This window comes from Streptomyces sp. P13-3-3, from assembly GCF_050571355.1.
In the GTDB taxonomy this organism is placed as follows: domain Bacteria; phylum Actinomycetota; class Actinomycetes; order Streptomycetales; family Streptomycetaceae; genus Streptomyces; species Streptomyces althioticus.
The window spans coordinates 5654974-5667107 of sequence record NZ_CP192228.1 but is presented as its reverse complement, the minus strand read 5'-3'; the positions used below and the strand labels follow the sequence as shown (position 1 = coordinate 5667107).

Sequence of the window (12134 nt, the reverse complement as noted above, 5' to 3'; positions counted from 1 at the left end):
GACCCAGGCCGGCTGGGTGCCGGAGGCCGACGAGGACGACGACGAGGAGATGCCTCTGTCGCTGCGCCTGTCGATAGCGGACACCCTCACGCTGGGCAACGCCACGTGCGGCTTCATGGCGGTGTACTTCACCACCACCGGCATCCTGATCCCGCACCTGCAGGGCAGCCAGGAGACCGGCATGGCCCGCCACAGCGCGGCCACGGCGGTCATCCTGATGCTGTGCGCGGCGGTCTTCGACCTGTTCGACGGCCTGGTGGCGCGCAAGCTGCGCTCCTCGCCGATGGGCGCCGAGCTGGACAACCTCTCGGACCTGATCAGCTTCGGCCTGGCGCCGGCGTACTTCGTCCTCGTCTACGGCATGGTCGCGGACGACGCGCACCAGAGGGTCGCCGCGGTCGGGGCGATCGTGGTGCTGCTGGCGGTGGTGCTGAGACTGGCGCGGTTCTCCTGCGTCACGGTGAAGGACGGCACCTTCCAGGGCATGCCGTCGCCCTTCGGGGCGCTGACGGTCGTGTCGATCGTGCTGCTGGAGCTGCCCTTCGTGGCGACGCTGCTGGCGATCATCGGCACGGCGTGGCTGATGGTGAGCCGCGTCGAGTACCCGAAGCCGCGGGGGCGGCTCGCCGTGGCGATGCTGTCGTGGATCGTGCTGTCGATGGGGCTGCTGGCGGCATGGGCCTTCGACGCGCCGAGCGGGCAGCTGCTGCTGCAGACGGGGTGCGCGCTGCAGCTGGTGATGGGGGCGGTGATTCCGCTGTTCGCCACGGCGCGGCGGGTGAACAACTTCCGCGACAACCGGCGTGAGGCTCGGGCGGCGCAGTTGCCGTAGCGCACGGCGCGCGTGTCTTTCCGGGGTCCGGACCCAGCTGTGGGTCCGGACCCCGGTTCTTTTTTGCCCACCCGCCCACCCGACTCGGGTGTTCCCAGCGCACCGCCTGGGGGCTCCGCCCCCAGACCCCCGGCCTTCGCCCACCCACCACCCGTTACGGGTGCTACATCCAGCCCGTCCGGCGTTTGAGGACGAGGCCCGAAGGGCCGACAAGGGGGTCCGGGGGCGCAGCCCCCGGGGACGGGAAGGGAAGGGGCGGCGGGGGCGAGAGACCGTCGGTCAGGTCAGACCAGGTAGTCCCGCGCGATCCGCGCCGCCGTCCGCTCCAGGATCGGCCCCGCATCGGCGATGCACTTCGCCACGTCCGGCTCCACGTCCGTCAGGGCGTACGCCCGCCGGACACCGGCCCGCCCCAGCACCTCCGGCGCCAGCGCCAGCCGCCCGCACACCGCGACCACGTCCTTCCCGGCCGCCCGAGCCGCCGCGGCGACCCCCGCCGGCGCCTTCCCGTGCAGCGTCTGCTCGTCCAGCGACCCCTCCCCCGTGATCACCAGATCCGCCCGCTCCAGCGCGGCGGCGAAGCCCAGCACGTCCAGCATCACCTCGATGCCGGGACGGAACCGCGCCCCCACGAGCAGCGCCCCGAAGCCGACACCCCCCGCGGCCCCCGCCCCCGGCGACGCCGCGAGCTCGGCCGCGTCCAGCACCTTCGCGAAGTGCCCCAGCGCCGCGTCCAGCCGCTCCACGTCCTCCGGCGAGGCGCCCTTCTGCGGCCCGTACACCGCAGCCGCGCCCTTCGGCCCGGTCAGCGGGTTGTCGACGTCGCTCGCCAGCACGACCTCCACCGACCGCAGCCGCGGGTCGAGGCCGGACAGGTCCGCGGTCGCCACCTCCGCCAGCGCGGCGCCCCCGGGGCCGGCCGGCTCGCCCGACGCCGTCAGGAACCGCGCGCCCAGCGCGGCCAGCATCCCCGCCCCGCCGTCGGTCGTCGCGCTGCCGCCGACGCCGAACACGATGCTCCGCGCGCCCGCGTCCAGCGCGGCCCGCAGCAGCTCCCCGGAGCCGTAGGTGGACGCGGTGAGCGGGGCGAAGACGCCCTCCGGCAGCCGCTGCAGCCCGCTGGCCTCCGCCATCTCCACGACGGCGGTGCCGTCCCGCAGCGCGTAGGCGGCGGTCACCTCGTCACCGAGCGGTCCGGAGACCCGTACCTCGTGCCGTTCGAACCCGGCCGCGACGGCCGCCGCCACCGTGCCGTCACCGCCGTCGGCCACCGGCAGCGCCTCGACCTGGACGTCCGGCCGGACCGCGCGGAGCCCGGCGGTGACCCGCTCGGCGACCTCCACGGCCGTCAGCGACCCCTTGAACTTGTCCGCGGCGACCAGCACCCGCTGGGCCGACGGCGTCCTACGCGTACCGCTTCCTGCAGCGTCCGCCACCTGGCTTCCCCTCGTTCATCGGGCCCCGCGCGCGTGCCGGGGCCTGTCGCGCCGCTGCGACCCTAACCGCCTGCCCACGGTCCCGCCATGCCCCGACCGGCCCGTGGACGGGCACGGAACCGCCCGGAAACGGGTAGACCGGTCCCATGACCGCCACGACCGGAGTGACCACCGTGACCGGGCTCGCCGACCGCGTTCTCGGCGGCTGGCTGGGCCGCATCGCGGGCAACATGCTCGGCAAGCCGGTGGAGCAGGGCGAGGTGTGGACGCGGGACCGCATCGACCGCTACCTGCGGGCGGCGGACGCGCTGCCGCTGGCCGACTACCTGCCGGAACCCCCGACGGAGGAGGACGAGCGGGCGCTGCGTCCGGAGTGGCGCTCCTGCGTGCGCGGCCGGGTCCACGGCAGCTGCCGGGACGACGACGTCGACTACGCGGTCCTCGGCCTGCACCTGCTGGAGACGCACGGCTTCGGCTTCAGCACCGAGCAGGTGGGCGACCTGTGGCTGCTGCGGCTGCCGTACCTGCAGACGTTCACCGCCGAGCGGGCGGCGTACCGGAACCTGGCGAACGGGCTGCGGCCGCCGCTGACGGCGACGTACGACAACCCGTACCAGGAGTGGATCGGCGCGCTGATCCGCGCCGACGTGCACGGCTGGGTCTCGCCGGGCGCGCCGCGCCGGGCCGCCGCGCTGGCCCGCAAGGACGCGGTGCTGTCGCACACGGGGAACGGGGTGTACGGCGCGATGTGGGCGGCGGCGCTGGTCGCGGCGGCGTTCACGGCGGCGACGGCGCGGGAAGCGGTGGACGAGGCGCTGGCGGTGGTCCCGGCGAGCAGCAGGCTGGCGCGCACGGTGCGCCGGGTGACGGCGCTGCACGAGAGCGGCCTGCCGTGGGATGACACGCTGGCCACGCTGGAGGAGGAGACGGCGGGGCTCGGCTGGATCCACACGGTCCCGAACGCGGCGGTGATCACCGCCGGTCTGCTGTACGGCGACGGCGACTTCTCCAGGAGCATCGCGCTGACGGTGCGGGGTGGTCTGGACACGGACTCCAACGGGGCGACGGCCGGGTCGGTGGCGGGCGTGATGTGCGGGGCGGCGGCCGTGCCGGAGCAGTGGAAGGAGCCGCTGGAGGACACGGTGCGCAGCGCGGTGTTCGGGTTCGACGGGGTGCGGATCAGCGAGCTGGCGGAGCGGACGCTGCGGCTGGCGCAGGCGGAGGGCTGAGCCCTCGGGCCCGCGGCGGCGTCGGCCGTGCTCCGGCGTGTGCGCCCGCCGTGTCGATCATGGGACGGCGTGTGCTGCCGTGCGCCGGGCGGGCGGCGCCGCGACGGTCCCGGCGGGGCGTCCGGCCGCCGTTACCCTTCCCGCATGACCACCACGCAGGACACCCAGGACTTCGCCAGCTACGTCGCCTCCCTCCCCCGTGTCCTCGCCGGCGCCGCCGCCCTCTTCCGGGACGCGGCGGGGCGGGTGCTGCTCGTCGAGCCGAACTACCGGGAGGGGTGGGCGCTGCCCGGCGGAACGATCGAGTCGGACGACGGGGAGAGCCCGCGGGACGGGGCGCGGCGGGAGACGGCCGAGGAGATCGGCCTGGACCGGCCGCTGGGCCGGCTCCTCGCGGTGGACTGGGTGCGGACGCCGGGCGTGCCGCCGCTGGTGGCGTATTTGTACGACGGCGGGGTGCTGGGCGAGGACGAGCTGAGGGCGATCCGGCTCCAGGAGGAGGAGCTGCTGTCGTGGCGGCTGGTGGAGCGCGAGGAGATCATGGCGCACCTGCCCGGCTCCCTGGGGCGCCGGGTGCTGGCCGCGCTGGACGTGCTGGCGGACGGCTCGGGCACGGCGGAGCTGGAGGACGGCCACCGGGTGCACTGAGGGGCGCGAAATGCGCTCGCCGGGTGCGCCCCGGCCGCCCTACCCTCGCGGCATGAGCAAGCCCCTCGTCGCCCTTCTGACCGGCGCCGGCGTCAGCACGGACTCCGGCATCCCCGACTACCGCGGGCCCGCCGGGCTGTGGCGCCGCGACCCGGACGCCGAGAAGCTCGTGACGTACGAGTACTACATGGCCGACCCGGAGATCCGCCGCCGGTCGTGGCGGATGCGGCAGGAGACCTTCGCCGCCCTGCCCGAGCCCAACGCCGCGCACCGCGCGGTGGCCGAGCTGGAGCGGTCCGGGACGGCGGTGCGGGTGATCACGCAGAACGTGGACGGCCTGCACCAGCTCGGCGGCATGCCGGACCGCAAGGTGCTGGAGCTCCACGGCACGGCGCGCACGGTCGTGTGCACGAAGTGCCACGCGCGGACGCCGATGGCGGACGCCCTGGCCCGTCTGGCGGCCGGCGAGGACGACCCGCCCTGCGTCGACTGCGGCGGCGTCCTCAAGCCGGCGACGGTGATGTTCGGCGAGGCGCTGGACCCGGCGGTGCTCGGCGAGACGGTGGCGATCACGAAGGCCTGCACGCTCTTCATAGCGGCCGGCACCAGTCTCCAGGTCCACCCCGCGGCGGGCCTGGCCCAGGTCGCCGTCGACCACGGCGCCCGCCTGGTCGTCGTCAACGCGGAACCGACGCCGTACGACGACCTGGCGGACGAGGTCGTCCGCGAACCGATCGGCACGTCGCTCCCGGCGCTGCTGCGGCGGATCGCCGCCTAGGCCTGTCCGGCGGATCGAGTCGCCTGTCCACTCCCACACCCGTTCAGGGTGGTGGGGAGGGCGTGCGAATCCCGCGTCCCCGCATGATCCGCCGGCCAGGCCTCAGTACGCCGGGAGCAGGGCCGCTCCGCGTTCGAAGTCCAGCAGGCGCTGTTTGCGGGGCAGGCCGCCGCCGTAGCCGGTGAGGCTGCCGGTGGAGCCGATGACGCGGTGGCAGGGGACGATGATCCCGACCGGGTTGCGGCCGTTGGCGAGGCCGACGGCTCGTGACGCCTTGGGGTTGCCGAGGCGGTCGGCGAGCTGGCCGTAGGTGCGGGTCTCGCCGTAGGGGATGCGCCGGAGCTGGTCCCACACGCGGAGCTGGAACGGGGTGCCGTGCAGGCGCAGGGGGACGGTGAACTCGGTCAGGTCGCCGGCGAAGTAGGCGGCCAGTTGTTCCTTCGTCTCCGTGAACGGGCTGTCGTCGGGCGTGCCGAAGGTCTCCTCCGGCGGGCGGTGGCGCTGCCCCTCCATGTAGAGGCCGCAGAGGACACCGTCGTCGGCGACGAGGGTCAGGGGGCCGTAGGGGCTGTCGGTCACGGTGTGCTGTCTCATCGGGTCCTCCGCCGCCGGGTCAGGCCGGCAGGACGTTGATCGGGTGGCTGTCGGTCGCCCAGAGGTACTGGACGGCGTACGCGCGCCAGGGGCGCCAGGCGGCGGCCCGGGTGGTGAGGGCGGACGGGGTGGAGGGGAGGCCCAGGGCCTGGGCGGCGCGGCGGACGCCCAGGTCGGTGGGGAGGAAGGCGTCGGGGTCGCCGAGGGCGCGCATGGCGATGACGTCGGCGGTCCAGGGGCCGAAGCCGGGGAGGGCGAGGAGCGCGGCGCGGGTCTCCGGCCAGTCGCTGTCGGCGCCGAGGCGGAGATCGCCGTCCGCGAGCCGCCGGACCAGGGTGGTCAGGGTGGTGCGGCGGGTGCGGGGCATGGCGAGGGCGTCCGGGTCGAGGGCGGCCAGGTGCTCCGGCGTCGGGAAGAGGTGGGTGAGGCCGCCCTCGGGGTCGTCGACGGGGGTGCCGTGCGCGGTGACCAGGCGGGCGGCGTGGGTGCGGGCGGCGGCCGTGGACACCTGCTGTCCGAGGACCGCGCGGACGGCGAACTCCGCCTCGTCGACCGTGCGCGGCACCCGGCGGCCGGGCGCCTTGTCGACCAGGGGCGCGAGCGCGGGGTCGGCGCGCAGTTGCTCGTCGACGGCGGCCGGGTCGGCGTCGAGATCCAGCAGGCGGCGGCAGCGGCTGATGGCGACGGTCAGGTCCCGCGGGTCGCTCAGGGCGAGCCGGCAGGCGATGTGGTCGGGGCGCGGGGCCAGGGCGACGATGCCGTGGCCGTACGGGAGGCGCAGGGTCCGGCGGTACGCACCGATGGGGGTACCTCCCACGCCCTCGAGGCTGTGGGGGAGCCACTCCTCCACTCCGGGGACGGCGGTGGCGGCGAGGTGGCCGAAGAGGTTGTCGGGGTGGAGCGGGGCGCGGAACGGCAGGCGCAGCGTGATCACTCCGGGCGTGGCGGCGGCCGCGTGTTTCGGCGCCCGGGCGCGCAGCTCGCTGGGGGAGAGCGCGAACACCTCGCGCACGGTGTCGTTGAAGGTGCGTACGGAGGAGAAGCCTGCCGCGAAGGCGACGTCCGCCATCGGCAGGTTGGTCGTCTCGACGAGCAGCCGCGCCGTCTGCGCCCGCTGGGCACGGGCCAGGGCGAGAGGGCCCGCGCCCAGTTCGGCGAGCAGCTGGCGTTCGATCTGACGAGTGCTGTAGCCGAGGCGGGCGGCGAGCCCGGTGACACCCTCGCGGTCCACGACGCCGTCGGCGATGAGCCGCATGGCGCGGGCGACGAGGTCGGCGCGCACGTTCCACTCGGGTGAGCCGGGGCTGGTGTCGGGGCGGCAGCGTTTGCACGCCCGGAACCCGGCCTGCTGGCAGGCGGCGGCGCTCGGGTGGAACACCATGTGCTCGGGCCTGGGCGGAACGGCCGGGCAGCTGGGCCGGCAGTAGATGCCGGTGGTGAGGACGGCGGTGTAGAACCAGCCGTCGAACCGCGCGTCCTTCGACTGCACGGCGCGCACGCAGCGCTCGGTGTCGGTGTGCATCCCCTGGTGCATGCCTCAAGGATCCGGCACGGGGAGGGCCGGGTCTGGCGGGAATCCGACATCCACGTCCGGTGTCCTGCGCTTCCGCGGATCATTGCCTCCGCAGCGGGGCCAGCAGGTCGCGCATCGTCTCCGCCGCCCGTACCGCCGCGTCGCCGCAGCAGTTGTTGAACAGGACGTGCAGCTCGTCCGCCTGCTGTGCTGCCCGGCGCAGGCGGGGCGCCCACGCGGCGAGCTCGGTGACGTCGTAGTCGTGGCGGAAGCGGTCCTCCTTGCTGCCGCTCCCCCATGCCGTGTTGCGGCCGTGGAACCGTACGACGGCCAGGGCGGGCCGGGTGACGGGGAGGAGGGGCGGCAGGGAGGCGGTGAGGCCCTGCGCCATGTCGGTGCCGACCGCCGTCATGTCCAGGGAGGTCAGCAACTCCCCTGTCTCGTCGGCGCGTTCCGGACGCCACCAGGACGGGTGGCGGAACTCCACGGCGAGCGGCCAGCCCTTGGTGCGTTCCGCGCAGTCCTCCAGGAAGCGCTCGGCCGGGGCGCCGGGCGTGAACCACGGCGGGAACTGGAACAGCACGGCCCCCAGCCGCCCGGCCGCGCGCAGGGGGTCGACGGCCTCCGCGAAGCGGCCCCACACCTCGTCCAGCAGGGCCGGGCCTGCGGCACCGCGCGCGGGCACCCGGTCGCGCAGGTCGGCCGGGAGCGCCTCGGGCCGGGTGGGGTGGCCGGTGAGCAGGGAGAACGCCTTGACGTCGAAGCGGAAGCCGTCCGGGGTGCGTTCCACCCACAGCTCGCTGTTGCGGCGGCGCGGCAACGCGTAGTAGCCGGAGTCCACTTCGACGACCGGCAGCCGCTCCGCGTAATGCCGCAGCCGTCCTTCCGCGTCGCGCCGCCCGCGCGGATACCAGCCGCTCGCGACGAGTTGGCGGTCCGTCCACGAGCAGGCGCCGACCAGGATGTCACCCATGGGAGCCCGGTTACCCCGGACTCCCACGGGTGTGCCGCGCTATTCGACGGCGGTGGGCCGGCGGGACAGGGCGTGCGCCCGGTCCACGTCGGTGAGCGGGCGCAGCCGGTAGGTGTAGGCGTGGTCGCGGTCCGCGAAGAGCTTGAACTCGTCGTGGGTGTGCGCGCCCCAGCTGTCGTCGCCGCCCACGCCCATCTGCCGGTGGTTGACGCGGAGGACGACGGCGTCGCGCGGGGTGAGCTGGTAGTCGTGCCGGACGCCCGCGGACAGGTCCTCCGGGGTGAAGTGCGAGGCGTTGATCTCGACGAGGGGTTCCCCCGTCACGAGCAGCCCGCGCCCGGTCCGGTCGGTGAGCGCGGCCCAGCGGACGTCGGTCTTGTTGCCGTTCTCCTGCGGGCGGATGTACGGCGTCCACTGCTCGGCCACGGTGGACGACCAACGGCCCACGTCGGTACCGGTGTTGCGGTCCCAGTGGTTCTCCTCGGGGCCGCGCCCGTACCAGTGCAGCCGGTCCAGGCGGCGGGGCAGGAACAGCAGCGAGCCGACTTCCGGGATGTAGGGAAGGTTCGCGGCCCCCGGGTGGAGGGTGTGGTCCACCTTGATCTCGCCGTTGCCGAGGACCGTGTACGTCGTGGAGTACGCGGACTCGACCGTGGTGGGGAGGGTGCCGGTGACGCGGACCTCGACGGCGCGGTCGCCGAGCGGCCGTACGGTGACGTCGGTGACCGTGCGGCGGGCGCCCGCGTCGCGCCAGGTCTGGTTGCGCAGGTGCTGGCCGTTGCCGCGGTCGTTGTCGGTGGGCGCCCGCCAGAAGTTGGGCGCAGGCCCGGAGGTGAGGAGGCGGGTGCCGTCGGCCTCGTAGTCGGCGAGGAGGCCGGTGCGGCGGTCGACGGTGACCGAGAAGCCCTTGCCGGTGATGCGGACGTCCTGGTCACGTGTCTCGTGCCGCAGCGCCGGGACGCGGGACAGGGGCACGGGCACGACCGCCGGGGTCTCCGCGTCGAGCGGGAGCTGGTGCCGGGCCACCTCGAAACCGGTGTCGGCCCAGGGTGTGCGCTCCCGCGTGGTGAAGGACAGCTGGAGGAAGAACTCGGTGCCCGGGGCCGGGTCGCGGGGCAGGCGGACCGGCAGCTCGACGCGCTTCCGGGACAGCGGCGTCACGTCGAGCTGGTCCCGGCCGATGCGCCCGCGGCCGATCACCTCGCCGTCCGCGACGAGTTCCCAACGGCCGTCGAAGGAGCGGAGGTTGGTGAAGAGGTACTCGTTGGTGAGGGTGACCGCGCCCGGTCCCCCGTCGGGGGTGCGAACGGCGCCGACGGCCTGGTGGACGCGTTTGATCTCGGCCGCCTTGCCGCCGAGTTCGCGGTCGGCGGTGACGATGCCGTCGGCGACGAACGCGCCGTCGTTGGGGTTGTCACCCCAGTCCCCGCCGTACGCGAGGAACGTCGTGGCCGCGGGGCGTTTCCGCTCCGTCCTCACCGTGGCGGCGTCGAACCAGAAGCGCACGCCGTCGTCGCCGGGCCCCCTGTCGTCGGAGGCCAGTTCGGCGGCGGTGAGGGCGCGGGCGTAGACGCGGGCCCGGCGGATCGTGCCGTCGAACTCACGGGTCTGGTTGTCGGCGTCGGAGGCGAGGGACAGCGGCGCGGTGTTGCCGGTGGGCCGGCGGTCGGTGGTGCGGGTGGCGCGGACCTCCCCGTCGACGTACAGGGTCAGCGTGCCGGCGTCGGCGTCGAAGACGCCCGCGGCATGGTGCTCCCTGCCGCTCCAGTCGTCCGGGACCGTCCAGTTGACGGCGATCCACTGGCTGTCGGAGTGGATGAAGAACTCCACCCTGCGGTCGGTCTGCTTGAGCGCGTACTGGGTGTCGCCCTTGGCGACGATCGGCTGGTGGGAGCCGGGCACGCCCGGGGTGAACCACGCCTCCAGGGTGAGGGAGCCGGTCAGGTCGAGGCCGTCGTGGCGTTCGAAGACGGTGATGCCGGACAGGCCCGCCTCCCGGTCGAGGCGGCCCCGGGTGGCGAGGATCTCGCCGCGCAGCGCGGCCGGGCCCGACTCGGTGAGCAGGACGCGTTCGGGGACCGGTGTGTGGAGGGACTGGTCGGCGAAGTCCCAGATCCAGCCGCCCTGGAGCACGTCGTGACGGCGCACGACGTCCCAGTACTTCTTGAAGTTGCCGTTGGAGTTCCCCATCGCGTGGGAGTACTCGATCATCACGTACGGCCGGGGGTCGGCGGTGTCGAGGGCGCGCTGTTCGACACGGGACGGGCTCTCGTACATGCGGGAGCGGATGTCGCTGATGCCGGGCCGGTCGTCGCCCTCGTACTGGATGACGCGGGTGGTGTCGTAGGAGCGGATCCAGTCGTGCATGGCGGTGAAGGTGGAGCCGCCGCCGGCCTCGTTGCCCAGGGACCAGATGACGACCGACGGGTGGTTCTTGTCGCGGTGGACCATGTTCTGCGCGCGGGCGACGCAGGCGGCGGTCCAGTCGGGGTGGTCGCCGGGGTAGCGGTCGCGGATGCCGTGCGTCTCCAGGTTGGTCTCGTCGACGAGGTAGAGGCCGTACGCGTCGGCGAGTTCGTACCAGAGCGGGTTGTCCGGGTAGTGCGAGGTGCGGACGGAGTTCATGTTGAGCCGCTTGACGAGCGTGATGTCCCGGACCATGTCCTCGCGGGTGAGGGCGGTGCCGCGGGCCGGGTGCATCTCGTGGCGGTTGGTGCCGCGGAAGGAGACGGGGCGGCCGTTGATCCGCATCAGCCCGTCCTTGAGGGCGAACTCGCGGATGCCCACCCGGTGGGAGAGGGTCTCCACGACCGTGCCGGACGGGTCGCGGAGCCGGAGGACGGCCGTGTAGAGGTACGGGTCCTCCGCCGACCACAGTCGCGGCTCGGGCACGGCCCGGGACGCCCGCACGGTGATGTCCCGGCCGGCCTCCACGGAATCCAGGTCGGCGGTCTGCCGCAGCGGACGGGACCACACGGCGTGCCCGCGCGCGTCGTAGAGCTGCGTCTCGACGGTGTACCGGCCGCCGCCCGCGCCGTCGCCGTACGCCCGCACGTGTGCGGTGACGTCCAGTTCCGCGGCGGTGTACGTGTCGTTCAGCGGCGTCTCCAGCTTGAAGTCGCGCAGGTGCACGGGCGGGGTGGAGTAGAGGTGGACCGAGCGGAAGATGCCGCTCAGCCGGATCATGTCCTGGTCCTCCAGCCAGTCGCCGTCGGAGTAGCGGTACACCTCGACGGCGATCTGGTTGGTTCCGGGACGCAGGTGGTCGGTGACGTCGTACTCGGAGGGTGTGTAGGAGTCCTCGTCGTAGCCGACGAGTTCGCCGTTGATCCACACGTAGTGCGCGGACTTGACGCCCTCGAAGTGCAGGAAGACGCGGCGGCCGCGCCAGTCGCGCGGGACGGTGAAGGTGCGGCGGTACTGGCCCACCGGGTTGTAGCGGGTGGGCGCGGCGGGCGGCTGGGGTTCCTCGCCGCGGCCGTTGGGGCCCCCGTAGGGGTAGGTGATGTTCAGGTAGATCGGGAAGTCGTGGCCGTGCAGCTGCCACACCGACGGGACCGGGATCGTGTCCCAGCCGCGGTCGTCGGTGTCGGTGCGGTGGAAGTCGGGGTCGCGGTCCTCCGGCCGGTCCGCGTAGGCGAACTTCCAGGTGCCGTCGAGGTCCAGCCTGTACGGCGAGCGGGTGCGGTCGGCGGCCAGCGCCTGCGGCACGTCGGCGTACGGCATGAGGGTGGTGTGCGGGGGTTCGGTGCCGAGGCGGAAGACGCCGAAGTCGTTCCACTCCGGTGGGCCGTCGTCGGCCCGCGGGCGCGGGCCGGACGCGTGCGCGGCGCCGGTGGGGGCGGCGAGGGCGAGAGCGCCGAGCACGGCGGCGCCGGACTCCAGGAGACGGCGGCGGCTGACGACGGGGCGGGCGGGACCTGCGGCGGGAGACACGTGCGGGTGCGGCATGACCGTGGCCTTCCTCGGTGCGACAGGGCACTGCACGGACTGAGGGCACGCCGGATCCCCCGGAGGCGCGCGTCACGGCGGCGACGTCACGCCCGAGGAGAACCACGACGGGTGGTGACGGTGCGACTACTGAGCCCGCCACACCCTAGGACTCGCACACAAACGAAGCAATGATGCCGT

At 74.0% G+C, this 12134-nt stretch carries 9 protein-coding genes; 4 read left to right on the top strand and 5 right to left on the bottom strand.

Annotation, left to right across the window (positions count from 1 at the left end):
- Positions 1 to 16: 16 nt before the first annotated feature.
- Entirely contained in the window at positions 17 to 832 is an 816-nt protein-coding gene (gene pssA / locus ACQZOG_RS25485; RefSeq protein WP_102640756.1) for a CDP-diacylglycerol--serine O-phosphatidyltransferase, read from the top strand.
- Positions 833 to 1116: 284 nt separating this feature from the next.
- Here the strand turns inward: pssA and ACQZOG_RS25480 are convergent, their stop codons facing one another.
- A complete protein-coding gene (locus ACQZOG_RS25480) occupies positions 1117 to 2217 on the bottom strand; it encodes a glycerate kinase (RefSeq protein ID WP_359597619.1) in 1101 nt (366 codons plus the stop codon).
- 197 nt (positions 2218 to 2414) lie between these two features.
- Between ACQZOG_RS25480 and ACQZOG_RS25475 the strand changes: the two genes are divergently transcribed.
- The 3 genes from ACQZOG_RS25475 (at position 2415) to ACQZOG_RS25465 (ending at position 4923) form a co-directional block, all read left to right on the top strand.
- Positions 2415 to 3497 carry an ADP-ribosylglycohydrolase family protein gene (locus ACQZOG_RS25475; protein WP_430741843.1) on the top strand — a complete coding sequence of 361 codons (1083 nt, stop codon included), beginning with the start codon at positions 2415 to 2417 and terminating at the stop codon, positions 3495 to 3497.
- 144 nt (positions 3498 to 3641) lie between these two features.
- Positions 3642 to 4145: an NUDIX domain-containing protein gene (locus ACQZOG_RS25470; RefSeq protein WP_033273776.1), complete on the top strand. Its 504-nt coding sequence runs from the start codon at positions 3642 to 3644 to the stop codon at positions 4143 to 4145.
- A gap of 52 nt (positions 4146 to 4197) precedes the next feature.
- Positions 4198 to 4923, top strand: coding sequence for an SIR2 family NAD-dependent protein deacylase (locus tag ACQZOG_RS25465; protein ID WP_230229441.1), 726 nt, complete (start codon positions 4198 to 4200; stop codon positions 4921 to 4923).
- Positions 4924 to 5025: 102 nt separating this feature from the next.
- Here ACQZOG_RS25465 and ACQZOG_RS25460 read toward each other — a convergent pair whose 3' ends face one another.
- The 4 genes from ACQZOG_RS25460 to ACQZOG_RS25445 all read right to left on the bottom strand — a co-directional run bounded on the left by ACQZOG_RS25460 (position 5026) and on the right by ACQZOG_RS25445 (position 11954).
- Positions 5026 to 5517: a methylated-DNA--[protein]-cysteine S-methyltransferase gene (locus ACQZOG_RS25460; protein WP_359568444.1), complete on the bottom strand. Its 492-nt coding sequence runs from the start codon at positions 5515 to 5517 to the stop codon at positions 5026 to 5028.
- Between the two features lie 19 nt (positions 5518 to 5536).
- The gene (locus ACQZOG_RS25455) at positions 5537 to 7039 is read right to left on the bottom strand and encodes an AlkA N-terminal domain-containing protein (protein WP_351031370.1); all 1503 of its coding nucleotides are present in this window, start codon (positions 7037 to 7039) and stop codon (positions 5537 to 5539) included.
- Positions 7040 to 7130: 91 nt separating this feature from the next.
- The gene (locus ACQZOG_RS25450) at positions 7131 to 8003 is read right to left on the bottom strand and encodes a DUF72 domain-containing protein (RefSeq protein WP_430741842.1); all 873 of its coding nucleotides are present in this window, start codon (positions 8001 to 8003) and stop codon (positions 7131 to 7133) included.
- Positions 8004 to 8042: 39 nt separating this feature from the next.
- Positions 8043 to 11954: a glycoside hydrolase family 2 TIM barrel-domain containing protein gene (locus tag ACQZOG_RS25445; RefSeq protein WP_430741841.1), complete on the bottom strand. Its 3912-nt coding sequence runs from the start codon at positions 11952 to 11954 to the stop codon at positions 8043 to 8045.
- Positions 11955 to 12134: the final 180 nt, after the last annotated feature.

Excerpts from the sequence above, each read along its gene's own strand:
- ACQZOG_RS25465 (WP_230229441.1), top strand. The coding sequence starts at position 4,198 with ATGAGCAAGCCCCTCGTCGCCCTTCTGACCGGCGCCGGCGTCAGCACG.
- ACQZOG_RS25450 (WP_430741842.1), bottom strand. The coding sequence starts at position 8,003 with ATGGGTGACATCCTGGTCGGCGCCTGCTCGTGGACGGACCGCCAACTC.
- ACQZOG_RS25460 (WP_359568444.1), bottom strand. The coding sequence starts at position 5,517 with ATGAGACAGCACACCGTGACCGACAGCCCCTACGGCCCCCTGACCCTC.
- ACQZOG_RS25470 (WP_033273776.1), top strand. The coding sequence starts at position 3,642 with ATGACCACCACGCAGGACACCCAGGACTTCGCCAGCTACGTCGCCTCC.
- ACQZOG_RS25445 (WP_430741841.1), bottom strand. The coding sequence starts at position 11,954 with ATGCCGCACCCGCACGTGTCTCCCGCCGCAGGTCCCGCCCGCCCCGTC.
- ACQZOG_RS25475 (WP_430741843.1), top strand. The coding sequence starts at position 2,415 with ATGACCGCCACGACCGGAGTGACCACCGTGACCGGGCTCGCCGACCGC.
- ACQZOG_RS25455 (WP_351031370.1), bottom strand. The coding sequence starts at position 7,039 with ATGCACACCGACACCGAGCGCTGCGTGCGCGCCGTGCAGTCGAAGGAC.